Source organism: Streptomyces bluensis (assembly GCF_014650715.1).
Classification (GTDB): domain Bacteria; phylum Actinomycetota; class Actinomycetes; order Streptomycetales; family Streptomycetaceae; genus Streptomyces; species Streptomyces bluensis.
Genome location: NZ_BMVM01000028.1, coordinates 16,685 through 42,113, shown reverse-complemented (window position 1 = coordinate 42,113; position 25,429 = coordinate 16,685). Strand labels below are relative to the sequence as shown.

Here is a 25,429-nt window from a genome sequence, read left to right as displayed (position 1 = left end):
CGAGGAAGGCGGAGCCCACACGCAAGGTGCAGCCCACACGCCTCACCGTCGGGAACTGAGCCCCGCTTCCGAAACACGACAGGTGGACAATGGAATCTCTGGTCGAACTCCTGTGCTCGCGGGTGTCCGAGACCCCCGACGCGACCGCCCTGCTCGCGGACGGCGTACGACTGAGCTATGCCGACCTGGACCGGGCCGCAGACCTGGCCGCCGACCGTCTCGCCGCGGCAGGCGTGCGCCCGGGTGACCTGACCGGGCTGCTGGTCGAACGGGACGCGGAGACGGTCGTCTGGCTGCTCGCGATCCTCAAGCGCGGCGCCGCCTACGTACCCTTGGACCCCGGCTATCCGCGGGAGAGAACCCAGTTCATCGCCGAGGACTCCCGGCTCTCCCGCATCGTCGGAGCGCGCTCCACCGCCGAGCGCATCGGGCTCTCGGACCGTCGCCTCATCGACCCGGCGGCGCCGGAAGCCGATCCCGAGTCCACCGGCAGCCCCGGAACCGCGCCGTCGCCGTCCGCTGACAGCGCGGCCTACGTCATCTACACCAGCGGCTCGACGGGCAGGCCCAAGGGATGTGTGATCACGCACGGCAACGTTCTCGCGCTGCTGGACGCAGCCCTGCCCCTCTTCGCCCTCACGGCTGACGACCGATGGGCGATCTTCCACTCCCTGTGCTTCGACTTCTCCGTCTGGGAGCTCTGGGGCGCGCTGGCGACCGGCGCGACCGCGGTCATGGTCCCGTGGCGTACTGTCGTGCTCTCCGCCGACCTCATGGACTTCCTTCAAGAGCAGCGGATCACCGTCCTGAACCAGGTGCCGTCCGTCTTCCGCTACACCGCCCAGGCACACGCCGAGAACGGTCATCCGCAGCTCCCGCTGCGCTACGTCGTCCTCGGCGGCGAAAGCGTGAACCTCGATGTCATCAGGGATTTCGTCGCTGGAGCCGGACCGTGCGGCCCGGAGATGGTCAACATGTACGGGATCACCGAGAACACGGTGCACTCCACGTTCAAGGTGCTCGACGCCGAGACGCTCCGGTCGGGCTCCGCCTCGCCCATCGGCCATCCGCTCCCGCACGTCGGCGCCCACATTCTCACCGCCGAGCGAATGCCGGTGACGGACGGCACGGCGGGGGAGCTGTGGCTGTCCGGTGCGAGCGTGTCCGTCGGATATCTCCACCGCGACGACCTCACCAAAGAGCGGTTCGCCGACTTACGGGTGGGACCGGACTCCGCAATGGTCCGCTGCTATCGCACGGGAGACCTCGTACGGCGGCTGCCCGACGGCGAGCTCGAATACCTGGGCCGCGACGACGATCAGGTCAAGATCCGTGGTTTCCGGATCGAGCTGCGTGAGATCGAGACCGTCCTCGGCTCGCACCCCGACGTACGCGACGCCGCAGTCTGTGTCGTGGACACCGCTCTGGGGCCGGCGCTGGCCGCCTGCATGGTGGGTGTGGATGCTGCGTCTTCCGACGCACTCGCCCGGTCGGTCAAGGAGCTGCTGACGACCTCCCTCCCTGACTACATGGTGCCGCGGATGTACCTGACGGTCGATCGGCTGCCCCTCACGCCATCGGGAAAGCTCGACCGGGCGGCCGTGACAGCGCTGTTCTCCCACCGGAAGACGGGACAGCCGGCGCGTTCGACCCATGGCGCCACGTCCACCAGCTGACGAGGGACGCAGAGTGGGGGAACGCGCGCTCACGGCGCCGGTGTTCGCGGCCCGTCTGGACCGTAGCCCGGGTGATCCCTCACTGGTCCGCTGCCAGCGGCCTGGTTCCGGTCCCAGTCGACGACGGCCCGCAGCGGGAGGTCCGACTCCAGCGGGAAGAAGTGTCCGCCGGCGTATGCCCGCGCCGCGAAACCGGAATCCGTGTAGTCGCACCAGGCCGCGACCTTCGCCATCGTGACCGCCGGATCCAGCACACCGCCCTGCGCCAGAATCGGGGACGTGATCTTTCCTTGCCCGAAGGCATCGAGATACCGGGTGCTGGCGCGGCAGTCCGCGCTCAGCGAGGGCAACACGACAGCCGCCACCTTGTCGCCGAGCGGACCGCTGAAGTTCAGGCCTCCGAGGTTGCGGAGCGCCTCGGCGACCTCCATGGGTTCCATCTCATCGAAACGCACGGCCTGCGGCAGGTGCGGAGCGGCGCAGGCCGCGACCGCCAGCAGCGCCGGAGCCGGGGCGTGCATCCGATCCAGCCTTCGCGCCGTCTCCAGCGTCACCAGGGCTCCGAAGCTGTGCCCGTACAGGGCGTAGTCGTCGACTCCCTCCTCGGCGATGGCGTCGGCGATGAGCGCGGCCATCTCCCTGATGTCGTCAAGGCAGGGTTCGTCGAGCCGATCCTCGCGACCCGGCAACTGCACCACCCGCAGATTCTCGCGCAGCGGTGAGCGTGCGAAGGGCACCAGGAAGCTGCGCGCCCCCGTGCCGGCAGCCGGTACGCAGTACACCGTCCGGCTCGGCGGAACCGCTCCGTCCGCCCCGCCCGCGCCTTTGCGGAAGCCCCTGAAGGAAACACGGGGCGCGAGGCCACGTTCGCCGTTCATCCGGCCACTCCGCAGCACATGATGACGCTCAAGCGGAGGGCCGCCGCCGGCTCGGGGTCCGGGCGAGGGCCTGGCGCACACTCAAGGGCGTGATATCGGTCCACACCGTCTCTATGTGGTCCAGCACCTGGGACTTCGAACCCTGGAAACCCACTGCCGTCCATCCCGCCGGAACGGGCCGGCCCACGGGCCAGATCGAGTACTGCTCCTCGTGGTTGACCACCACGTCGTAGACGACATCCGCCTCGCTGTCGTCTTCACCGAAGGATCCATCGACCGGCATGTTCACGAGCCTCCTGATGTTGAGTCGGAGCCGCCGTCGACGGCTGCCGCGAGCTCAGCAGCCTGTTCGCCGGTCGGAAACGGCAACTCGTCGATCAGCGCGTCGGGATCGGCCAGGCCGCCTGTGAGCAGTGTCAGCAGAGTGTGCTGCCAGCTTCGTGCCGAGGTCCGGTCGAACCGGTCCGCGGCATACTCGACCTCGCCGGCCAGCCCGGCGGCGTGCTGCCGAACAGTCCAGGTCAGCGCGGTCTTCGCGGTACGTTGGTGGATGAACTGCTCGGTGATGTCAAGACCTTCGATGGCGCCGCCGCTGTCCAGCGGAGTGGACTGCAGCGCGAACATCGCGTGGAACAGCGGGTGCTGCCCGCCGCGCCGCGGCAGGCCTTCCACCACGTCGGCCAGCGGCAGCTCCTGGTGGGTCAGTGCCTCCGCCAGAGCCTCGTTGGTGCGCGCGATCAGCTCAGGGAAGCGCATGCCTTCGGTGAAGCGCATCCGCAGCGGGACCGTGTTGACCAGGTAACCGATCAGATCCTCGGTGCCCGGCCGGTTCCGGCAGGCCACCGGTACCCCGACCACCACCTCGTCGACGCCGCCCGTTCGGCGCAGAGCCGCGAAGAAGGCCGCGAGCAGCACGGCGAACGTGGTGGTCCCGCAGGCGCGGGCGACGCGCTCGACAGCGGTCGGATCGACGGCGTCGGGCGGCAGTTGGACGGCGAACCCCTCGGTGCCGAGTCGTCCCCCCGATCGGCGCGGGGATCCCAGTTCGATGGTCGGCAGGTCCCCGGCGAGCCGTGCGCGCCAGTAGGCCCGCTGACCGTCCGCTTCCGCCCCACGCAGCCAGCGCTCCTGCCAGGCGGAGTAGTCGGCGTACTGGGTGGTCGGCTCGGGCAGCGGCCGACCGGTGTAGAGCGCGGCGAACTCACGCCAGAACACGGCCAGCGACCAGGCGTCGAACACCGCGTGATGCACGTTGAGCAGCCACAGGTGCTCCTCGGCGCCGATGCGGTAGCAGGCCGACCGCAGCAGCGGGCCAGTGGTCAGATCGAACGGGCGCCCGGCCTCCTCCTCGGCCCGGAGGGCCGCCTCGTCGGCGTCGGCGACGACGGACACCGCCGTACGCACCGGACGTGCGGGCTGGATCCGCTGCCACACCTTGCCGTTCTGCTCCTCAAGCACGGTACGCAGCGCCTCATGACGGGCCACGATCTCGGTCAGCGCGGCGTCCAGGCGACCAAGGTCGAGTGGACCCCTGATCCGGTAGCCGACCGGTACCGCGTAGGTGGGCGCGCCTCGATGCACACGGTCCAGGAACCACAGGGCCTGTTGCCCGCGCGAGGCGAGGCACCGGTCGCCGTGCTCGTGCGACGGTACGACCGCCCCGTCCGACGCGCCGCGCTCGTGGGCCTGCTTCACCAGGGCCGCGATCCCGGCCACGTGCGGAGCTGCCCGCAGCTGTGCGAACGACAGCGCCACGCCCGTCACCTCGGCGACCCGGCTGAGCAGTTGCAGACCCCGCAGTGAGTCGCCTCCGGCCGCGAAGAAGTCCTCGTCGCGGTGGCTGGGCGGCCCGTCGAGCACGTCGCCGACGAGGGTGGCGACGACGCGCTCCAGCGTCGTCGTCCCCGCTTGGCCGGTGCGGTCGGCTCGGGTCGGCGCGACCGGCGGCAGGAGCGAGCGGGCCACTTTGCCGTTCAGCGGCGAACGCGGGATGCGATCCAGCAGCATGATGGTGTGGGGCACCATGGCCTGGGGCAGCCGGCCGGCGACGTCGGCGCGGATCGCCGCCTCGGACACTCCGTCCTCGGCCTCCACGTAGGCGACGAGACGGGATCCGAAAGGCGGATCCTCCATGGCGATGACGACCACGTCCCTGACGCCGGCGCAGCGATGCATGGCGCTCTCCACCTGACCGGGCTCGACGCGGTGCCCGCGGACCTTGACCTGGCGGTCGGAGCGTCCGAGGAAATGGAGGGTGCCGTCGCTCTGCCGGCTGCCGCGGTCGCCGGTGCGGTACATGCGTGCGCCGGGTGGGCCCTGGGGATCGGGAAGAAAGCGATCAGCGGTGGCAGCCGGGTCGGCAAGGTAGCCACGGGCCAGCGGCGGGCCGGCGAGCCAGATGTCTCCGGGCGTGCCGTCGGGCACCGGCCGCAGATCACTGTCGAGGATGTGGACCACGGCCTTCGCGAACGGGCGACCGATGGGCACCAGCGCGTAGTCGGAGCGGTCGCGGCCGGACAGGTCGCCGTGGTCCGGACGGTGCAGCGCCACGCTGATGGTGGCTTCCGTCGGCCCGTAGTCGGAGACCCAGTCGATGGACTCCGCTCCAGGGATCCGTGACCAGGCGGCGAGCTTGTCGACGAGAATCTTGTCGCCACCGATGAACACGATGCGCACGCAGTCCGGCAGGCGGACCAGTCCGGCTGTCAGATCGTCCACCCACTGATGCCAGTAGGCGCTGGGCAGGCTCACCGTGGTCACCGCGAAACGGTCGATGAGGTCGGTGAACTCCAGGCTGGTGAAGTGGCGTTGATCGGGCATGACGACAGCCGCCCCGGCGACCCACGCGGGCAGGATCTCTTCCAGCGCGGCGTCGATGGCAATCGCCGTGAACTGCAGGACCCGGTCGCTGGGCCCCAGCTTGAGCTCGTCCCGGAGGGACACAGCGTGGTTGGCGAGGCTGGCGTGCGCGACGGCGACGGGCTTGGGCTTGCCGGTGGAGCCCGAGGTGAAAACGCAATAGGCGAGGTTGGACGGGTCGATGGCGGGCGCCGGAGCGGTTTTCGGCCGGCCGGACAGGTCAACGTGGTCCAGGTCCACCGTGGGTACGCCGGAGGGAGCGACGGCGGCCGCCGATCCGTGGTGGACGAGGAGGCCGGCTCCGGCATCAGTGAGCATCGCCTCGGCGACGCCGCGGGGGAGTGACGGGTCGACGGGCATGTACACACCGCCGGCCTTCCACACCGCCAGCATCGTGACCAGCAGATGTGGCGACGGCCCCATGACGACACCGACCAGGCGCTCGGGCCGAATGCCGCTCGCGGCCAGCAGATGGGCGAGTTGGTTGGCCCGTTCGTCGAGTTCGCGGTAGGTGAGGGTGCCGCCTTCCCCGACGACCGCGACGGCATCGGGTGTCAGCGAAGCCTGCGCCTCGACCAGGTGATGAACGCAGGGACCGGGCATGAATCTCCTACCTCCGGACTCAACGGTACGGGTTTGTCCATGCGCACGAAGAAGGCCGTGAAAACCGGGACGGCTCGCCACCGGTACCCCGATTCCACGGTCAGAAATAGGAACGTAGCTCGCCGCGCCGTCGCACATCGACCGTTGCACAGTGGAAGGAACCGCCGAAGCTGTTGAAATTCCGGAACGGGCACGGGATCGCGGCCATTCCCCAGCTCTCGGCGAGGCGCCGCATCGGCTCGTCCTGAGCCTCCACGACCATCCTCTCCTCGTCGATCATGAGCACGTTCATGTTGATCCACTTGCTGGTCATGTACAGCGGGTGGCCGTCGGGAATCACCGGCTGCGGTGCCGTGCGCACTTCCCAGTCCTTGAAGATCTCCGGCGTCTTCGGCACGCGGTCCGGCTGGATCAGCAGCTTGCCCGGCGCCAGCGGCATCAGGCTCGCGTCGATGTGCATGGGGTGGCCGTCGGCCAGGGTCAGCTCATGCACCTGGTACGCATCGCCCAGGTGCCGGCGGACCCATTCGATGCCCATCGCGTTGGTGACATGGCTGCGTTGGGCGAAGATGTCGCGGCCGCACCGGATGAAGTCGGCCGCATCAAAAGTGGGCTCGAACTCGGTGATCACCGAGCGGAACGGCTCCCCTTCCGGTTGCTCCGTCCAGCCGGCGACGTACAGCTCGTCGGGCAGCTCGGGCTTGGGCGGCGAGCTCCATCGGGCTCCCTGCTGGAAGTACTCCTTGAGGAGCGGCCGGTAGGCCGACGCCGCGTGGTAGCGCGAACGCCAGGCCATCGGCGCCTCGATGACGTCGTCGCCGACGACCAGCAGCAGGTCCCGGGGCATCGCGTCGTACAGGCCCGTGCTCGACCAGCCTGGCGCACCGTAGGACTGTCCGTGGTCCCGCGGCTCGGGCCGACGTACCTTGACTCCTTCGCCGGCCAGGATGTCGACCAGCTGGTCGAGTTCGTCGCGCGCGGCCGCGATGCGGTCGGCGGGGAACGGCTGCCCGGCGCGTTCCTGAAACACGGCCTGCTGCTCCGGTGAGAGCGGTGCACCGACCGCGACATGCCACGGAGGGAAGTGCGCACCGTCGACAATGCCGACGATCACTTCCTCCAGTGGATCCCACTCGTTGTAGGAGCTGACCGGGCACTCGGCCGAGGCCTCTGACTCACTCACTTCGCGTCCTCTTCTGGTCGGTGTCAAGGGGGCATCTCAGGCCCCTTGGTCCATGAGCACGCGCAGGCTTGCCGGACGCATGTCCGTCCAGAGCTCGCCGATCCGGTCCAGGCATGCGGACCGCGCGGCCGGGTCACCGACCGGCTCCCAGCCTGCGGGGATCTCTCGCCCCGCAGGCCAGATCGAGTACTGGTGCTCATGGTTGCGCACGATGGTGTAGAGGTCGTCGGCCTCGGTCATGACTGCCTTCCGTCGTCGGCGGCGGGGCAGGCCCCACCGCCGGCTGTCGGTCAACGTGCCTCAGACTCGCCAGGCGTCCGCTTGACCGGTGTCACGGCTACGCGGTGGACGTCCAGGAACCCGACCATCGCGGGGACCGGCGACACGACGCGCCCCTCCTCGCCGAACGACTCGCCGTACTGCTCGGCGACGCGTGGCAGCCGGCTCCAGTGCGTGGTCGGGCGCAGGTGGTGCTCCTGGTGGTAGCCGTCGTTGAAGGTCAGCCAGTTGTAGACGCGGCCGTAGTGGCTGACCGAGTTCGCGTACCGGCTCTCGGGGTGGGCGCCGTAGTGCCGGTAGTAGTTCTGCACGTTGACCAGTGTGAAGGCCGCGGCTATCGCGGGCAGGTAACAGATCAGGAGCCACTGCCAGGACAGCACGGCGAGCAGTGCGATCAGCGCGATGTGAGTGAGGCGGTCGGCCTGCACCTGGCGCAGTTCGCCCTTGCGTCGCTCGGGGTTCCGGGTGGCGAGTTCCTGCAACAGCGTCTCGTCCGCACCGACCCGGCAGCCCCGCCGCAGGGCGGCGAACGTACCGAGGAACTCGCGGACCGATCCGGCGAGGCTGAAGACCAGGTATCGCCACAGCGGCGCGTGTCCGTCGTCTCGGCTGTGGCGAAAGGTGGAGGACACATCGCGTGTTGTGCCGTCCGCGCCCTTGCGGTCGTTGTTGTAGCGGTGGTGGTTGCGCACATGGCTCAGGTGGTACGCCTGAACCGACTGCGCGATGTTCGCCGAGTTGATCAGCGACATCACCGCGTTGAGGCGCGGCGAGACGAACCAGGGCTTGTGCACGAACAGATGCGACACGATGATCACGCTGTACGTCACCAGGAAAGTCACGAGCGCGAACGACCCTAATCGCGGCCACAGCCCGGTGGGGTCAGTCGTGGCGAGTGAGATCGTCACCGCGAACTGAGTGATGCTGAACAGAACCAGAACGGCGTCGATAGGGCTGTGGCGGAACACCCGGGGCTGGCGAGTTTCCATGAGACTGACACCTCTGCTTGTCATGTGCGCTGAAATGCATAGGGTCGGATAATCCGGCCGCGCGACGCGCCCCGATCGCGAGGCTTCGCAGAGCTTCCCATGGCTTCGGTTACTGATTTGGCGTGTACGGTCAAGTCGCCGCCCCCGTAGATGACGTCCTGTTTCCCGCGCAGTGACCTGATCAGGCCCAGTGTTCTCTTGAATTGGCCAGGTCTCGTGCTGGAAGTCGACATGCAAACGCAACACCGCATTCAACAGCGTCGGTTGTGAGGAGGTCAAGACCTCGTTTGGAGTTCAGCATCTCCTCACAGTCATTAGTTAATCGGAGCCTTGTCGTCCGGTGCCTGCGGTGAGGGCGGTGTGAGTCGCCGCAGGCCGCTGACTCCGCACGGACAACCACCGGCCATGCAACACCTCTTGACAGTGCAATTCCCGACGGAAAATACTGTTGGCCATCCATGTTGAGGGGATGGCTGGAGGCTCAGGTCCTCCTGGGGGCACCGATAAACGCCACCTCCCCAACCGCCGTCGACAGTGCCCATTTCCATCTGGTGGAGCGAAGCCGAGTTGGTCGCCGGCATTGTGGAGTGGCGGTCCATCTCCGTTGGGACAGCAAGCGCATCGCCGGTAACCAGATCGTGGCGCAGTGCTGGTGGAATCTCCGCGTTCAGGATTCGCAGTGGGAGGGACAAGACTGTGGCCAGCGTTGATCGCGCCGAACGGTACCGGTTCTCACCGGACATCCTCGCGGCGGTTCGTGCCGCGTCGCGTCCGGACAACTGGCACGGACCACTCGAAGTCGTCGAACACTGGCTATGGATCTCCGTGTGGTGCGCGGCGTCCGTGCTGGCGATTCAGCGTGCCCCGCTCTGGGCTGCCGTCCTGGTCTACATCGTCGCGGTGTTCTTCATCGGCGGGCGCCAGCGGGCCCTCGCCGGAGTACTGCACATGGCCACCCATCGCGCGTTCATGGCGCACTACCGCGCCGGCAACGTCATCGGGGCGCTGTTCGGCGGATACCCGGTGCTCCAGAGCTTCACCGGCTACCGGGCCTCGCACCTCGGTGAGCACCACGGCCGGCTGGGCGATCCGGACCGAGACCCCGACTACCAGCAGTACCAGGACAACGCACTATGCGGAGACAACCTCAGCCGGGCCGCGTTGCGACGGTATCTGTGGACGGCCCTGAGCCCACGTGCCACCGCCTCGTACATCCTCTACCTGCTGCGGCACCGGATCGTGGCCAAGGGCGAGCAGACGTCCGAGCGGTGGCTGCGGGTCGCCGTCCTCACCGCGGTGCTCGCGTGGGCGGTGCTCGGCGGTTGGTGGACCTGGCTTCTGCTGCTCTGGTTCGTGCCGCTGATCACCACGCAGGTGTGGATCGGCGCCGTCGCCGAACTCATGGAGCACTTCCCGCTGATCGAGACCGCACCGCGCATGGACATCTACATGTCCTGGAACCGGGTGTACGGCCTCGGGACGCGCTTCCTGCTCGGGGAGAAGGACGGCGAGGGCTTCCACCTCGTCCACCACCTGTTCCCACGGACACCGATGTGGCGGCTGCGGGAGGTCGACGCGATCCTGCGCAGCGACCCGGTGTACGCGGCGCTGCCCCGCCTGGACGGCGTGCTCGGCGGGATGGGACAGATCTACTGGTCCCTGCCGTCCGACGGCCGCGGCACCGCGGGAGCGGTCCCGAGCACCCCGCTGCCTGAAACGTGAGCGTCCGGGACGGTGTCTCGATCGTCGTCTGCTCGGCCGGCGCGGTCACCCCGACGGGAGATCGACGTCGACGCCCATGCACTACTCACGAACGCGGGGGAACTCGATGACGTCCAGTGCTGACGTGGAGCACGCCCGAACTCCGTCCTCGGCGGCGCCGGTCGCGCTGACGGGGCTGGTACCGGCGTCGGTGGGGCAGGAGGGGCTGTGGTTCGTCGATCAGCGCGACGGCGGCTCGACGCAGTACTCGATGGTGTTCGCCTTCCGCTTCCGTGGGGATCTGGTGGTGCCCGCTCTGGAATGGGCGGTCAATCAGGTGGTGGCTCGGCATGGGGCGCTGCGCACGACCTTCGTGGACGTGGAGGGAAGGCCGCTGCAGCGGATCGCCGATGAACTGCCCGTGCGATGGGTCGTCGAGAATGTGTCGGGGGACGACGCGTTGCGCCGGCGGTTGCTCCTGGAAGAGGAGCACGGTTTCGACCTGGAGTCAGGCCCTGTGTTCAGGGCCGGTCTGCTGAAACTGGCCGAGCGTGAGCATGTGCTGGTGCTGGCGGTGCACCATGCGGTGTTCGATGGTCATTCACTCGACATCCTGATGGATGAGCTGCGCGAATTCTACGCGGCGGCGGTCGACGACCGTGTGCCGGCCGTGGAGAAGTCGGTGGCGCAGTACGCGGATTTCGCGGTGTCGCAGCGGCAGTGGATGCAGACCGACGAGTGCCGGGAGCAGCTGGAGTTCTGGCGCCGCACGCTGGACGGTGCCAAGCCGCTGAGTCTGCCGGCTGACCGACCGCGGTCGGCGGTCTCGTCGGTTGCCGGGGATGTGGTCCAGTTCGAGGTGGACCAGGAGGACATCGCTGGTCTGGACCGCCTGTTGGCCGAGGAACGGGTCACGCCGTTCATGTTCCTGCTCGCGGTGCACCACGTGACGTTCGCGCGCGCCTCCGGGCAGCGTGACGGCGTCGTGGGCAGTCCGATGGCGAACCGGCGCGGACCGGGGATGCAAGAGGCCATCGGATATTTCGTCAACATGGTGCCGCTGCGGGTCGATTCGACGGACGCTCGCACTTTCCGGGACCTGTTGCGCCGGGTCCGTGGCGTGTCACTGGACGCGTATGAGAACCAGGACTATCCGTTCCCACAGCTGGTGGCCGATCTGAACTCAGGACCTGGCGGGCGCCGGACCGAATTGTTCGAGACCGCTCTGGCATTGGAATACGGCTCATCGGATCTCGACGGGTGGCCCGGTGCCGAAGTCGAACCCGTGGGCACCGGGGGAGTCACAGCCGCATTCGATGCGATGTTCTCGATCTACTCGGCGGGCCGAGGCTTCGGCGGGGAGATCAGCTTCCGCACCGCTGTGTTCGACCGGTCGACAGTCGAGTCGCTCGCGGAAGACTTCGTGGTGATCCTGCGTCAGGCCCTCGCGAATCCGGACATGGAGCTGGGCGGGCTGCTGGCGCCGTCCGGCGAGCAGCCGAACGGGCCGGGCGTGCTGGCGGCCGACGGTCAAACCGAACGACCGGTTCCTGGAAGGCCGCCGCGCAACGCCCGGGAGGAGATCCTGTGCGGGTTGTTCGGCGAGGTGTTGCAAGTCGAGGACGTTCGGATCGACGACGACTTCTTCGATTTGGGCGGGCACTCGCTGCTGGCCGGACGCCTGGCGTCGCGGGTGCGATCGGTTCTCGGCGTGGAACTGGCCCTTCAGTGGTTGTTCGAGTCTCCGACGGTGGCGGGTCTGGCCGGCCGGTTGGAGGACGGAGCGTCCGATTCGCTGGCGGCTCTCCTGCCGCTGCGAGCGGAGGGCAGCCTCGCCCCCGTCTTCTTCCTGCCCCCGATCGGTGGACTGAGCTGGTCCTATGCGAGATTCCTGCCGTACATCCCGAAGGGACACCCGGTGTACGGCTTGCAGGCCACCAAGTTCGCCGGGGACGCCGACCGGCCGGCGTCGGTCCGGGAGCTGGCCGAAACGTACCTCGAACTGATCCGGGGAGCGTGCCCTCAAGGACCGTACTCCCTGATGGGATGGTCGTTTGGCGGCGTCGTCGCCCAGGAGATCGCCGTGATGTCGGAGACCGCCGGAATCGATGTCCGCAACCTGGTGCTGCTCGACGCCGTCCCCGCGGTTCACAGGCCGACGGCGGGAAAAGAGCCGTCCGAGGAAGAGCGTGAGGCCATCGCGGAATCGATCCATGGATCCGGCGGCAGCGCCTCCGGCGAACTGACGGAGTCGGTGTTTCGCGAACTCTCGGAGATCGCGGCCCACTGCCTCGGCCTCCTGCGGGCCCATCGCTCGCGGGTGTACGGCGGGAGCGCGGTGAGCTTCGAGACCGACGAGACGGGACCGGAACGCGATCAGGTCGGGGTCGGCTGGGCCGAACTCGCCGGTCGCGGCGTCGACATCCACCGGCTGGATTGCACGCACGAGGAAGTCATGGATGCCGCGGTGGTGCGACGGATGGGGCCCATCATCACAGAAGCCATGAACGAGCGGAGTGCGGGGCGTTCCGACGCCTGAGCGGGCCGAACGGCCTGGATCGGTGGACCGCCTCGCCGTGCCCGTCGTCGCGGCCCTGCGGGGCTCCGTCAAGCTCACGGTGAGCGGTGCATCACCGGCGAACAGATCGGGCAGAGCCTGAGTGACACGATCTCGGTCACCCAGCGACACTGCGCACCGCGAGGGCCGTCGTGGCGTGGATGGCTCTGTTCGGTAGGCCAGGTCTCATGGCGTGCGGAACCCGCGAAACGTGACCTGCTTCCGGCTCTCGAAGCCGAGCCGTTCGTACAGCGCGATCGCGGCGGTGTTCGTCTCCGCCACGTGCAGGAAGGGGCTTTCGTTCCGGGACAGGACGCGTGCGACGAGCGCACTCACCAGGCGGACGGCGTGGCCTTGCCCGCGTGCCTCGGGCGCTGTGCAGACGGCGCTGATCTCGGTCCATCCCGGAGGCCGCAGCCGTTCGCCGACCATGGCCACCAGACGGCCGTTGTCGCGGATGCCGAGGTAGGTGCCGAGTTCGTGGGTGCGCGGCCAGAACGGCCCCGGTCGGGTCCGCGCGACGAGGTCGAGCATGTCGGGCACATCGGCCGTATCCAGTTCGATCACGCCGGTGTCGAGCGCGGCGCGGGCCTGAGCGGGGCGGTCACCGGGCCAGATCATCTGCCGGCCTTCCAGGACGAAGACCGGCTCCCAGTCCGGCGGCGGGGTCGCCGGGCAACTGAACATGTCGGCGAACGCGCCTTGACCGAGCAGCCGGGCGAGGTCGGCCCAGTCCGCCGAGTCCGCAGTGGGCGGCACTGCCGAGAAGCTCGCGACGTCCGGCACGTACGTGGCGGCCCGGCCAAGTCGGCGGGCGAGGGCTGAGTGGTGGCCGCGCAGTGACTCGCCCACCGGGTCATCGAGTACGGCGGCGTCCTCGCTCGTCATCGTGCTGTGCCTTTCTCCGTCGTTCCAGCCGGTGGGGGCTGAGGCTGGACGGTTGGGCGGACGGTACCGGGAGCCACCGTTCGCCCAACCACCGGCCCCCCGTGGCTCACACCAGCAGGAGTGTCTTGCCGATCGTCGTCCTGGCTTCCATGGCGGCGTGGGCGTCGGCGGCATGTTCCAGCGGGAACGTCTGCCCGATCACCGGCCGCAGGCGCCCGGCCGCGGCCTGCTCAAGTGCGTCGGCCCCCAGCTCCTGAAGGTTCAGCCCCATCTCCCTCACCTGCTGCAGTCCGAGCACGGTGACTCCCCGCTCCACGAGCGCGGCGGGGTCGGTGTAGCCGCCGCTGGCGGCGCCGGTCAGCAGGAACCGTCCGCCGGCCTCGACCAGAGAGGTTGCCGCCGTGCCGATGTCGCCGCCCACGCCGTCGAACACCACGTCGACGGTCGCGCCGCCGGTCAGTGTGCGCACCCGCTCGGTCCAGTCGGGCTGTGCGTAGTTCACCGCCTGCGCGCCCGCGTCGCGGACGGCCGACAGCTTGGCGTCGCTGCCGACGGCGCCGATCACCTTCGCGCCGGCGTTCACGGCGAGTTGCACCAGAAGGCCGCCCAGGCCGCCGGCCGCGGCCTCGACCAGCACCCACTCCTCCGGCTTCGGGGCGGCCAGCCGGAACAGGGCCATCGCGGTCGCGCCGTCCGTGAGCAGGGCCACCGCGTCGGCGGTGGACAGCGCCTCCGGAATCGGGATCACAGCGTCGGCGGCGACCAGCGCCTTCTCCGCATAGCCCCCCGAGCCGCTGGACTGAGCGATCACCCGCCGGCCCAGCAGGCCCGGATCGGTGTCCGGGCCGACCGCGCCGATCACCCCGCCGACGCCGCTGCCGGGTATGTAGGGAGGGGTGGGCAACGGCAGCGGGAGCGGAGCGCGTCCGGCTCGTATCTGGGTCTCGGCGAACACCACGTTCACCGCTTCGACGTCCACCACCACCTGACCCTTGCCGGGCTGTGGATTCAGGGGCCTCACCGGCCACCAGCACCGAGGGAGCTCCGAACTCGGTCAACCAAATTGCTCGCATGGGCGGTCAGGGGCACGGCGACCCGTGGGGGTCCGTTGCCCCGTCCTCCTTTCACATTCGTGTGTGCGGCTCCCGCACACCGCTTACCAGTCGGTCACCGCCCGTGGGCGGGAGGTCCGGGTACCTCGTGGGACGAGGGAGGCGGCAGGGTCACCGGCGAAGGGCGCAGCCCCTCGGAGAGAAGGGCGAGGTAGCGTCTGCGGTCCGCGCCGTGGGGATCGTCGGGATGCACGGTGGCCATGGTCATGACGATGACCGCGACCAGGTCGCGTACCTCCAGTTCCGGCCGTACCGCTTTGGCGTCGATGGCGCGGCTCAGCAGCCGTTGCATGGAGTGCAGGAAGTGCTGGGCGGTTTCGTTGGCGAACGCCTGGAACTCCAGGGCGAGTGAGTGAATCGCCTGCCGCCGGGCCAGCAGGTCGGTGACGGTGGTGAGCGCGTCGACGAGGTCCTGCCAGGGATCGTCGGTGCGTACGGTGGTCGCGGGCTCGATCTCGGTGGCCAGGAGATGGTCGAAGACGGCCTGGATGAGCTGGTCGCGATTGCGGAAGCGGCGGTAGAGCGTCATCACGCTCACCTCCGCCCGCTCGGCGATCTGCTCCAGTGTCGCCTCCGGCCCGATCTCCTCGAAGGCCAGGACCGCGGCGCCGACGATCCGCTCGTAGTTACGAGCGGCATCCGCCCGCAGTGGCCGTCTGCTCACCAGGTCACTCGCAGGCTGTTCAAGCCGTACACGGCGCTGAAGACCTTGAAGTCGGCCCGCTCGTCGGGGTCCGCAAGCGCCAGGCGGGGGAAGCGCTCAAGCAGGGCCGGGAAGGCGATGCGCATCTCCAACCGCGCCAGCGGAGCCCCCAGACAGTGGTGCACACCGTGGCCGAAGGCGAGATGACCGGCGGCTCCCCGGGTGATGTCGAGGGCGTCGGGATCGTCCAGGAAGCCGGGGTCGCGGTTGGCGGCGGGCGGGGCGAGGATCAGCAGCGAGTCCGCGGGGATGGCATACCCGGCGAGCTCCACGTCCGTCGTGGTCGTACGCGACGGCAGCGATTGCACGATGGACAGCCAGCGCAGCAGCTCCTCGACGGCGGGCTCGACCAGCGCCGGATCCTCGCGGAGCATCGCCAGCTGGTCCGGATGCCGCAGCAGGGCCAAAGTGCCCAGGCCCAGCATGTTGGCGGTCGTCTCGTGCCCGGCCAGCAGCAACAGGCCGGCGATGCCGACGAGTTCGTCGGTGGACAGGTCGTCGCCGTGCTCGCGCACCAGCATCCCCAGCATGTCCTCGCCCGGATCCTTCCGGGCACGGGCGACCAGACCGGCCATGTAGACGCGGTCCTCCCGCCGCGCCGCGGCCTGCCGCTCGGGCGACGAGGTATCCAGCAGACGAGCGGAGCGCTCCTGGAACTCCGCACGGTCGGCGTACGGCACGCCCAGCAGCTCGCAGATCACCAGTGACGGCACCGGCAGCGCGAAGTGCGACACCAGGTCCGCCGGCTTGCCGACCTGTTCCACATCGTCCAGAGCAGCCTGCACGATCCCCTTGATCCGCGGCTCCAGCCTGCGCATCCGGCGCACGGTGAACTCCGGGGTGAGCATCCGGCGCAGCCGCGTGTGCTCCGGCGGGTCGAACGCGGGCAGTATTCCCGCCCGCATCCTGGCCCGCTCGTCCTCGTCCAGCGCACCGGCGGCGTCGAACGGTGTGCGGGCGGCGCTGAACCGGTCCGGGTCCGCCAGCACCTCCCGCACATCCTCGTAACGACAGACCAGGTACGCGGCCCCGCCGAACGGCGACTGCGTCCGCACCACGCCCTCGCCGTCTCTGGCGCGGGCCAGTTCCTCGACCGGATCGAATCCGTTCCGCCGCATCTCCAGCGGCAACTGCGGCGTGTGCGTCATCTTCGCTCCGTCCGTCGCACGAGCGTGTGAGGTGGTCCGAACGCCACCACGTAACCGTTAGTCGCCTAACAGTTAGCTGGTTTGCGTTGTGCAGCGAAGAGGACGGGATGTAGCGGCGGGCGGTCGGCCTTCGTTCCGCCCCGTCCGGAGTCTCAGGGCTGCTCGGGCCTCCGTGCGCCGTCGAGGAAGATCACGGCCGCGTACTTGGCGCCTTCCCGCAGGTCGACGGCGATGATCCGGGCGATCGCCCGGTCGGCCGGAAGATCGCCGAGACGCGCGGCGTCGAACGCCTCTCGGCCGGAGCGCGGGCAGCATCGAGCGCACCAGCGGTGAGCGCCTCGCGAACCTGGCGCCCTTCCCCGTCGACCTGCACCAGATCCACGCCCCTTCCCGGCCCGCCAGGTGGAGACCGCGCACGAGGAACTGGCAGCCTGGATCGCACCACCCCGTTGATCGACGAACTCCGCGCGATCGCCGACGCGCACCGGGCCCACCGTCGGCCAGGTGGCCCTGGCCTGGCTGATCGCCTACTACGGCGACACCGTCGTAGCCACACCAGGAGCCTCCAAACCGCATCACGCCGAAGAAGCCGCCGGGGCGACGAAGATCACCCTGAGCGACGAGGAGACCCGGTGTCTCGCCGACCTGTCGACCGAAGTCACCCGCTGACCATGCCCTGGTTCTGGGGCCGCGGACACAGAAGGAGCACAAAGGAGCACAGTGGAAGGTGGGGGCGAAGCGTCGTCCGCTGCGCCATGCGCAGGCAGGAAGGAGCCGCGACGATGACTACCCAGCACAGCACCGTCAGCGAGGTGATGACGCGCGATGTCGTCACCGTCCGCCCGGACACCCCGTTCAAGGAGATCACCTCCGTCCTGTCCAGCCACGGCATCAGCGCGGTGCCCGTGGCCGACGCGCGCGGTGCGCCGATGGGTCTCGTGTCCGAAGCCGACTTGCTCCGCAAGCAGGCCGAACAGCCCGCCGGTGGGCAGGCGGCCGCGCCCGGATGGCCCCGCGAGAAGGCCAAGGCACGCGCGGAGAACGCCGCCGGGCTGATGACCACCCCCGTCGTCACCGCTCACGCCGACTGGACGGTCGCGCAGGCGGCCCGTGAGATGGACCGCCACCGGGTCAAGCGGCTGCTGGTCGTGGACGAGACCGACCGCATCACCGGCATCGTCAGCCGCTCGGACCTGCTCCACGTCTACCTGCGCCCCGACGAGGAGATCCGCGAGGAGATACGTGCCGACGTGCTGCAAGGGATGTTGCGGCTGGGCGGAGACGAGGTGCAGGTCCAGGTCCACGACGGTGTCGTCACCCTGCGCGGCGAGGTCGAGAAGCGCAGCACCGCCCAGATCGCCGAACGGCTCGCCGGCGGAGTGGAGGGTGTCGTCACGATCAGGCCGATGATCGACTACGCCATCGACGACAGGACCGCCGAGGACCACCGGCAGCCGGGCATCGAGGCCACCGGTCCGCGACACCGTCCCCTGTAGGGGCCCTGCGCAAGGACCGGAAGGACCCCGGTGGCCCCTATGCCGCTGTCGTTTCACGGCAGTGGCGGGGGGTACCCGAAGCGCCCTCCAGCGCCGGAAGGGCAGGCGAGACCCATGGCAGCTCCTGGGATGAGGGTGGTGGTCGTCGGGGCCACCGGAAATGTCGGCACCAGCGTTGTCCAGGCGCTCGGCGCGGATGAGCGGATCGACTCGGTCCTGGGGCTGGCCCGCCGCTTTCCGCAGTGGTCACCGGCCAAGACCGAGTGGGCGAGCGTCGACATCGCGGACGACAGCACCGACCTGGCCGGTCACTTCGCAGGCGCCGCCGCCGTCATTCATCTGGCATGGCAGTTCCAGCCCACGCACCACCCGGCGACGACCTGGCGCACGAACGTGCGGGGCAGCACCCGGGTCTTCGACGCCGTGGCCGCGGCGGGTGTTCCGGCGCTGGTCCACGCGTCCTTCGTCGGGGCCTACTCACCCGGGCCCAAGGACCGGGCCGTGGACGAATCGTGGCCCACCGACGGCTGGCCGGAGGCGACGCTCTGCCGGGAGAAGGCCTACGTCGAGCGCATCCTGGACGCCTTCGAACCCCAGCACCCCGAGATCCGGGTGGTGCGGATGCGGCCCGGCTTCATGTTCAAGCGGGAAGCCGCATGCGAGCAGCACCGGTTGTTCCGCGGCCCGCTGGTGCCCAAACGCCTCACCCGTCCCGAGCGCATGCCCGCGATTCCGGCCATCCCCGGCATGCGGTACCAGGCGCTGCACACCGACGACGCGGCCGAGGCTTTCCGTGAGGCCACCGTCCGCACGGTGCACGGAGCGTTCAACCTCGCCGCCGAACCCGTTGTGGACGCGGCCATGCTGGCCGAGATGTTCGGTGCCCGGGTCTTCCCGATGCCCGGCTGGCCCGTCCGGGCCGCGGTTTCCGCCGCCTGGCGGACGCGTCTGCTGCGTACGCCCCCGTCCCTGTTCGACGCGGTCCTGCACTTCCCGATCATGGACACGTCGAGGGCGCGGCGGGAACTGGACTGGGCGCCCCGGTACACCGTCCAGGAGGCGATGCAGGAGTGGCTGGCCGGCCTCCGCGACGACGCGGGCATGCCCACTCCACCTCTGGCCCCTTCCGCCGGGCGCGCCGGTGAGGCCAGGACCGGAGCCGTCGCGCGATCATGAAACGGTCCCATGTCCATGTCCATGTCCATGTCCGCGCCGTGGAACTCGCCGACTCCTGAGGATCTCCTGCGAGCCGTTCAAGCGGTCGGCGTCAGCGACGAGCGCCTGCTCCAGGCCCTACGAGCGACGCCCCGAGCGGCATTCGTCCCCACCGGGCGGGAATCGCACGCCTACCAGGACGTGCCCATTCCGATCGGGCACGCACAGGTCACCACGCAGCCCTCGCTCTCCGCCACGATGATCCAGGGCCTGGACCTGAGCGGGCACGAGCACGTCCTTGAGATCGGTACCGGACTCGGCTTCCAGACCGCACTGCTCGCCCGGCTGGCCGCCGATGTCGTGACCGTCGAGATGTGGCCGGAGATCTCCCGGCAGGCGGGGCGCAACCTCGCCCGGCAGGGCATTCGGAATGTCGAGTTGCGCATCGGGGACGGCAGCGGCGGCGTGCCGGACCGCGCACCCTACGACGCGGTCATCGTGTCCGCCGCGTTCCCGGAGGTTCCCGCGCCGCTGGCCGGGCAACTGCGACGCGGCGGCCGTCTCGTACAGCCCATCGGGCCGGGCGGCCGGGAGAAGGTCATGTCCTTCCTGCGTACCGCGACGGGACTGCAGCGCACGCGGGTACTCACACCCGCGCGTTTCGTGCGCCTGCATGGCCAGTACGGCTTCCCTGAGCGCTGAGCGCTGAGCGCCGGGCAGCGGGTACTGAGGAGCCGTCATTCCTCCGCGATGCGGGCCAGGGCGAGCGTGATGTTGTCGGGTCCGCCGGCCGCGATGGCGGCCTTCCACAACTCGAAGGCGGCCCGGCCGTCGTCGTACTCCCGCAGCAGTTCGTCGAGGACGTGGTTCGGCAGCGGGTCGGTCAGGCCGTCGGTGCAGATCAGGAATCTGTCGCCGGGAGCCAGGGGCGCGGCCGTCACATGCGGGGTGACAGCGCGGTACTTCGTGGTGCCGCCGAGGGACTGGGTCACGACGGAGGTGGTGCGCTGTCCGGGTGCGAGCGGAGGGTTGTCGTCCACGCTGACCTGGAGCAGGCCGTCCCGGGGAGCGGCGAAGACCCGGCTGTCGCCCACGTTGAACGCCAGCAGCGACCGGGGCAGTATGACGGCGCCCGCGACGGTCGTGCCCATGGTGGCCAGTCCCTCGCCGTTGTCGCCGGCGGCCGCGTAGACCTCCCGGTTGCAGGCGTGCAATGCCTCGCGGACGTCCTGCTCATGGGCCAGGACAGGCCCGGTCGAGGCGAGCCGGCGGACGACCAGGGCACTGGCCACCTCGCCGCCGGGCTGGCCGCCGAGCCCGTCGGCGACGGCGACGACGAGCGGTGTACCGAGGGGGAACACCAGCGTCTGCGGGTTCTCCGTCGCGGTGGCGCACAGCGTCCACGGCCCGACGACGAGGCTGTCCTCGTTCCGGTCGCGGACCAGCCCAGGATGGCTGAGCGCACTCACAGCGACGTACGTCATCGGGCGCCACCGCCTTCCTCGTACGAGACCGGATCGTGCGCCAGACCGTGCTCAACAAGACCATTCTCAAGCGGCCGCCCTCGGCAGTGCATCTTGGCCGCGGGGAGCGGCCGCCTTTCTCCAGTCATTTCGCCTGTATTGCTCGATAACGGATATGCGGCAGTTACGTAATAATTGGCCATGTCAGTCACGTCTCCTTGACGGGATGAGGCACATGGGTAAGGCAGGGACCCATGTCGATGAGCGGTTGTCGATGGGCGGCGTCATCGACGAAGCGGCGACGGCGAGAGTGTCGCTCGACGAGAAGGGCACCGTGACCGGCTGGAACGCGGGTGCGGAGCGGCTGCTCGGCTACGGCGCGACGGAGATGGTGGGCCGTGGCGGCGCCGTTCTGCTCGCCGACGGCCTCTCCTCAGGAACCGAGTACGCCGGCACGTCCGCCGAGGAGTTCCTGCGGTCCCTGGCGACGCTGCCCCGCTGGAACGGCCGGGTGGCGCTGCCGGGCCCCGAGCCCGAGGACGACCGACTGACCGGATGGAGCTTCGCCCAGACCCCGTGCTGCGCCATGGCGCTGTACGACGCCGGCCTCCGGCTGCGCCGGGCGAACGGACCGGACCGGCTCGGCCAGGTTCTCGCCCAGCCCGCCGTCTCCCTGGACGCCCTGTGCGACAGGGCGCTGGGCGCCATGCTGTCCGGCGGCCGCCCCACGGACGACATTCCGCTGCTGGTCGCCCGTACCCGCGCGCTCGACGCCGATCACGTGGCGACCCTGGACGTGCCCGCCGATCCCGCCATGGTCGCCGGGGCGCGCAGGTTCGCGGCCGACCGGCTCGGGGAGTGGGGGCTGGATGAGGCCGCGTACGTCACCGAACTGGTCGTGAGCGAACTGGTCACCAACGCGATCCGGCATGCCGCGCCGCCCGTCCAGCTGCGGCTGATCCTCGACCGCACGCTCATCTGCGAGGTGTCCGACGCCAGCTGCACCGCCCCCCACCTGCGCCGGGCCCGCACCTACGACGAGGGCGGCCGCGGCCTGATGCCGGTCGCCCAGCTGACCCGGGCCTGGGGCACCCGCCACACCGCCCTCGGCAAGACCATCTGGGCGGAACAGGCCCTGCCCGCCCCCTGAACCCAGGGCAGCGGAGCGCGCCCGGCGAACCCACGAGCGACGGACGGAGGAAACCACAGGGACTGCAACCCACTCATCCACACTTTCCGCCCAGCCATCGCATGGAGCCACCAGCGGAAACGGGGTTCCGAGATGCACGGACCCGACGACGGGTACGCACGCCACGACGGGTACCGAGAACACGACGAGGCGGCCCGGGCCTTCGCCCAGGGCGGGCCGTCCGGGGCAGTGCTGGCCGGAATCGACTGGGCTCGGACCGCTCTCGGGCCCACCTGGACGTGGCCGCACCGGCTGGTGGAGACCCTGCGTGTCGTACTGACCTCCGAACAGCCGATGGCCCTGTTCTGGGGACCCCGGTTCATCCTGCTCTACAACGACGGCTACGCCGGGATCATCGGCACCAAACACCCCAGGGCACTCGGGGCCCCGGCCAGGCAACTGTTCCCCGAGAACTGGGACGACTACACCCGCCCCATGTTCCAGTCCGTCGTCGACCGGCGCCGTGCCATGGTCGTCCACGACCGCTCGTTCTGTCTCATCCGCCGCGGCTTCCTGGAACAGACCTACTTCGACATCTCCTTCCAGCCGGTGTTCCTGGACGACGGCTCCGTCGGCGGGGTGCTGTGCTCCGTGTCGGAGACCACCGGCCGGGTGCTCAGCGAGCGGCGGCTGCGGCTGCTTGCCGAGGTCGGTGTGCACGGCGCCGACCTGTCCGGTCCGGCGGAGGTCGTGCGCGAGATCGCCGGGGTGCTGGCCGCTCACCCCGACGACCTGCCGTTCGCGCACCTCTACCTGCCCTCCGAGAAGGAGGAACCCGCTCTCGCCGCGTCCACCTGCCGCCCCCTGCCCGCCGGGGCAGCACTGCCGCCGGACATCACCGCGGAACTCGCGCGGGGCACAGCGGTCGTGGTGCCGGCCGAGCCGTTCGTGTGCGGGACGGCCACGGCCCGCGACACCGTGCCCGGCACGCCCTCCGACGTGGTACCCGCCGAGGCGCTCGCCCTCCCGCTGACCAACGCGGGCCGCCTGAACGGCGTGCTCGTCGCCGGAATCAACCCCCTGCTCCCCCTGGCCGGCGGCTACCGCGACTTCCTCGACATCCTCGGGCGCACCGTCACCGCCGCGCTGGCGGCCACACTCGCACACGAGGAGCAGCGCCAACGTGCCGAGGCCCTGATGGAGCTGGACCAGGTCAAAACGGCGTTCTTCTCAAGCGTCAGCCATGAACTGCGCACGCCGCTCACCCTGTTCCTCGGTCCCGTCCAGGACGCACTGGCGCAGGAGAACCGGCCGGAGACGCGCCGACGTCTGGAGATGGCCGAACGCAACGCACTGCGGCTGCTGAAGCTGGTCAACACACTGCTGGACGTCACGCGCGCCGAGGCCGGGGCACTGGAGGGCGACTTCGAACCGGTCGACCTGGCGGCCTTCACCGCCGAAATGGCCGGCATGTTCCGTTCCGCTTTCGAGGCCGTGGGTCTGGCACTGGACGTCGACTGCCCGCCGCTGCCCCAACCGGTCCACGTGGACCGGGAGATGTACGAGAAGATCATCTTCAATCTGCTCAGCAACGCGCTGAAGTTCACCCCGTCCGGCGGAGCCCGGGTCGCCACGTCGGCCGTCGGCGACCGGGCACGGCTGACCGTCTCGGACACGGGCATCGGCGTCTCGGAAGAGGAACTGCCGCGGCTCTTCGAGCGCTTCCACCAGGTGCACGGGACGCAGGCCCGCTCCCACGAGGGCAGCGGTATCGGCCTGGCACTCGTCAAGGATCTGGTGCAGCAGCACGGCGGCACCATCGGCGTCAACAGCCGCCCGGGCCGGGGCACCACGTTCACGGTGGAGATCCCCTTCGGCACCGCGCACCTGCCCCGCCCGCCGTCGGCGAAGCGGGCACGCGGAACGGCGCCCGCACCCTCCCGGCAGGCCACCGCCTATGTGCAGGAGGCGTACGGCTGGGTCACCGGCGAAGGACCGCCGCCACGCACCGAGCGGCAGCCGCACACCGACGGGGCCACCGGGCACAAACCCCGCCCCCGGCTGCTCATCGCGGACGACAACCGCGACATGCGGGACTACCTGTACGACCTCCTGCACGGGGAGTACGACGTCCGGCTCGTGCCCGACGGCCGGGCGGCCCTCGCGGCCGTGGCCGAGAGCCCGTACGACCTTGTGCTGACCGACGCGATGATGCCCGGCATGGACGGCTTCGAACTGGTCCGCGCGCTGCGGGCCGGCCCCCGCACTTCCCACCTGCCGATCGTGATGCTCACCGCACGGGCCGGCGAGGAGGCCGTCGTCCAGGGCATCGAGGCGGGGGCCGACGACTATCTGGCCAAACCGTTCTCGTCCCGCCAACTGCTCGCCCGCGTACGGGCCAACCTGGAGCTCTCGCGGCTGCGGGGCCGGATCCTGACCGAAACCCGTGAGCACGCCACCGCGCTGGCCGCGCTCGCCGAGGCCGGGCTGCGGCTGTCGGGCAGCCTCGAACCCCGGCAGGTCCTGGAGACGGCCGGTGAACTGCTCGTCCCCCAGGTCGCCGACGAGGTGCGTATCGAGGCCCTGGGTCCGGCCGCGGACGGGTCGACGGACACCGTCGTGTACACCTCGTCGGACAGTGCCCAGGCCGACGAGCGGCCGGCCGAGATGGTGGCCCGCATCCTGCGTGGCGCCCGCGAACCGCAGGAGGCCGCGGACGGCCGCATCCTCGCTCTGCCGCTGACCTCACGCGGTCGGACACTGGGCGCCCTCGCCGTGGTCCGGCGGCACCGCCCCTGCTCCGGGGACGAACGCACCTACCTGCACTCGATGACCAGCCGGATCGCCGTGGCGTACGACAACGCCACCCGCTACCAGAACGAGCGCCGTCTCGCCGTCGCTCTGCAACGCGCCCTGCTGCCCCAGGCGTTGCCCGAGGTGCCGGGAGTGGCCACCGCCTCCTACTACCGGGCCAGCGCCCTGGGAGCCGAGGTGGGCGGCGACTGGTACGACGCCATCCAACTGCCGGGCGGCGCGGTCGGCTTGGCGATCGGGGACGTCATGGGCCACGACGTCGACGCCGCCATCGTGATGGGCAGCCTGCGGTCGGCACTGCACACCTACGCACTGGAGGGCGCCACCCCCAGCGAGGTGCTGGCCCGCCTCGACGCCCACTTCCGCGCCCTCGACAGCGACCGCTTCGCGACCTGCCTGTACGCCGTGTACGAGCCCGGTTCCCACCGACTGCGCTACGCGTCCGCGGGCCATCTGCCTCCGCTCCTCGTGGCCGGGGACCGCACCGGCTACCTGGACCTCGACCCGGGCATGCCGCTCGGCGTGGCCTGCGGCGACGTCACCGACCACGTGACCCGTCTCCTCCCGGGCACCGGCCTCCTGCTGTTCACGGACGGCCTGGTCGAGCACCACACCACCGACCTGGACGACCGCCTGGACGCCCTGTGCCGTGCCTGCCGCGACCCGGCGCCCGCTCCGGTGTCCTCGCGGTCCGCTCTCACCCCGGACATGATCATCGGCCGGGCTCTCGGCCTGCTGGCCACCCCCGGCCGGGTCGACGACGACACGGCCCTGCTGGCCGCGGTCCCGGAGTGAG

At 69.8% G+C, this 25,429-nt stretch carries 19 protein-coding genes and 1 pseudogene; 9 read left to right on the top strand and 11 right to left on the bottom strand.

Going from position 1 to position 25,429, the window contains the following annotated elements; translation table 11 throughout:
• Positions 1-89: 89 nt before the first annotated feature.
• Positions 90-1,676 (top strand): amino acid adenylation domain-containing protein, encoded by a 1,587-nt coding sequence (locus IE262_RS36980; protein ID WP_189879935.1) that lies wholly within the window; start codon positions 90-92, stop codon positions 1,674-1,676.
• A gap of 29 nt (positions 1,677-1,705) precedes the next feature.
• Here the strand turns inward: IE262_RS36980 and IE262_RS36975 are convergent, their stop codons facing one another.
• From IE262_RS36975 to IE262_RS36950, 6 genes are all read right to left on the bottom strand, one after another.
• Positions 1,706-2,554, bottom strand: a complete 849-nt coding sequence (locus IE262_RS36975; protein ID WP_189879933.1) for a thioesterase II family protein — start codon at positions 2,552-2,554, stop codon at positions 1,706-1,708.
• A 28-nt stretch (positions 2,555-2,582) separates the two neighbouring features.
• The gene (locus IE262_RS36970; RefSeq protein WP_134039708.1) at positions 2,583-2,837 is read right to left on the bottom strand and encodes an MbtH family protein; all 255 of its coding nucleotides are present in this window, start codon (positions 2,835-2,837) and stop codon (positions 2,583-2,585) included.
• Between the two features lie 2 nt (positions 2,838-2,839).
• The gene (locus tag IE262_RS36965) at positions 2,840-6,016 is read right to left on the bottom strand and encodes a non-ribosomal peptide synthetase (protein ID WP_189879931.1); all 3,177 of its coding nucleotides are present in this window, start codon (positions 6,014-6,016) and stop codon (positions 2,840-2,842) included.
• Positions 6,017-6,116: 100 nt separating this feature from the next.
• Complete coding sequence (locus tag IE262_RS36960) at positions 6,117-7,130, bottom strand: amidinotransferase (RefSeq protein ID WP_229877907.1); 1,014 nt, start codon at positions 7,128-7,130, stop codon at positions 6,117-6,119.
• A 105-nt stretch (positions 7,131-7,235) separates the two neighbouring features.
• Positions 7,236-7,439 carry an MbtH family protein gene (locus tag IE262_RS36955; RefSeq protein WP_189879927.1) on the bottom strand — a complete coding sequence of 68 codons (204 nt, stop codon included), beginning with the start codon at positions 7,437-7,439 and terminating at the stop codon, positions 7,236-7,238.
• A gap of 50 nt (positions 7,440-7,489) precedes the next feature.
• Complete coding sequence (locus tag IE262_RS36950) at positions 7,490-8,467, bottom strand: fatty acid desaturase family protein (protein ID WP_229877905.1); 978 nt, start codon at positions 8,465-8,467, stop codon at positions 7,490-7,492.
• Positions 8,468-9,163: 696 nt separating this feature from the next.
• Between IE262_RS36950 and IE262_RS36945 the strand changes: the two genes are divergently transcribed.
• Entirely contained in the window at positions 9,164-10,189 is a 1,026-nt protein-coding gene (locus tag IE262_RS36945) for a fatty acid desaturase (RefSeq protein WP_134039712.1), read from the top strand.
• Between the two features lie 124 nt (positions 10,190-10,313).
• On the top strand, positions 10,314-12,707 hold the full coding sequence (locus IE262_RS36940; protein ID WP_189879920.1) for a condensation domain-containing protein: 2,394 nt from the start codon (positions 10,314-10,316) through the stop codon (positions 12,705-12,707).
• Positions 12,708-12,911: 204 nt separating this feature from the next.
• Here IE262_RS36940 and IE262_RS36935 read toward each other — a convergent pair whose 3' ends face one another.
• The 4 genes from IE262_RS36935 to IE262_RS36920 form a co-directional block, all read right to left on the bottom strand.
• Positions 12,912-13,613, bottom strand: a complete 702-nt coding sequence (locus tag IE262_RS36935; RefSeq protein WP_189879918.1) for a GNAT family N-acetyltransferase — start codon at positions 13,611-13,613, stop codon at positions 12,912-12,914.
• 106 nt (positions 13,614-13,719) lie between these two features.
• Positions 13,720-14,595, bottom strand: a complete 876-nt coding sequence (locus IE262_RS36930; RefSeq protein WP_229877903.1) for a zinc-binding dehydrogenase — start codon at positions 14,593-14,595, stop codon at positions 13,720-13,722.
• A gap of 185 nt (positions 14,596-14,780) precedes the next feature.
• Complete coding sequence (locus tag IE262_RS36925; RefSeq protein ID WP_229877901.1) at positions 14,781-15,389, bottom strand: TetR/AcrR family transcriptional regulator; 609 nt, start codon at positions 15,387-15,389, stop codon at positions 14,781-14,783.
• Positions 15,386-16,576 carry a cytochrome P450 gene (locus tag IE262_RS36920; RefSeq protein WP_189879916.1) on the bottom strand — a complete coding sequence of 397 codons (1,191 nt, stop codon included), beginning with the start codon at positions 16,574-16,576 and terminating at the stop codon, positions 15,386-15,388. Before IE262_RS36920 ends, IE262_RS36925 begins: the two co-directional genes overlap by 4 nt.
• 504 nt (positions 16,577-17,080) lie before the next feature.
• Between IE262_RS36920 and IE262_RS36915 the strand changes: the two genes are divergently transcribed.
• From IE262_RS36915 to IE262_RS36900, 4 genes are all read left to right on the top strand, one after another.
• Complete coding sequence (locus tag IE262_RS36915) at positions 17,081-17,245, top strand: hypothetical protein (protein WP_189879914.1); 165 nt, start codon at positions 17,081-17,083, stop codon at positions 17,243-17,245.
• 113 nt (positions 17,246-17,358) lie between these two features.
• Positions 17,359-18,072 carry a CBS domain-containing protein gene (locus tag IE262_RS36910; protein WP_189879912.1) on the top strand — a complete coding sequence of 238 codons (714 nt, stop codon included), beginning with the start codon at positions 17,359-17,361 and terminating at the stop codon, positions 18,070-18,072.
• Positions 18,073-18,186: 114 nt separating this feature from the next.
• A complete protein-coding gene (locus tag IE262_RS36905; protein WP_229877899.1) occupies positions 18,187-19,248 on the top strand; it encodes an NAD-dependent epimerase/dehydratase family protein in 1,062 nt (353 codons plus the stop codon).
• A gap of 9 nt (positions 19,249-19,257) precedes the next feature.
• On the top strand, positions 19,258-19,929 hold the full coding sequence (locus IE262_RS36900; RefSeq protein ID WP_229877897.1) for a protein-L-isoaspartate(D-aspartate) O-methyltransferase: 672 nt from the start codon (positions 19,258-19,260) through the stop codon (positions 19,927-19,929).
• A gap of 35 nt (positions 19,930-19,964) precedes the next feature.
• On the opposite strand, the gene IE262_RS36895 is transcribed toward IE262_RS36900, so the two are convergent.
• Positions 19,965-20,711, bottom strand: coding sequence for a PP2C family protein-serine/threonine phosphatase (locus tag IE262_RS36895; RefSeq protein WP_134039718.1), 747 nt, complete (start codon positions 20,709-20,711; stop codon positions 19,965-19,967).
• Between the two features lie 565 nt (positions 20,712-21,276).
• On the opposite strand from IE262_RS36895, the pseudogene IE262_RS39985 reads away from it, so the two are divergent.
• Both IE262_RS39985 and IE262_RS36885 read left to right on the top strand, forming a co-directional pair.
• Positions 21,277-21,840: pseudogene (locus tag IE262_RS39985) on the top strand (ATP-binding protein); the annotation flags it as partial.
• Between the two features lie 132 nt (positions 21,841-21,972).
• Positions 21,973-25,428: a SpoIIE family protein phosphatase gene (locus tag IE262_RS36885; protein ID WP_189879909.1), complete on the top strand. Its 3,456-nt coding sequence runs from the start codon at positions 21,973-21,975 to the stop codon at positions 25,426-25,428.
• Position 25,429: the final 1 nt, after the last annotated feature.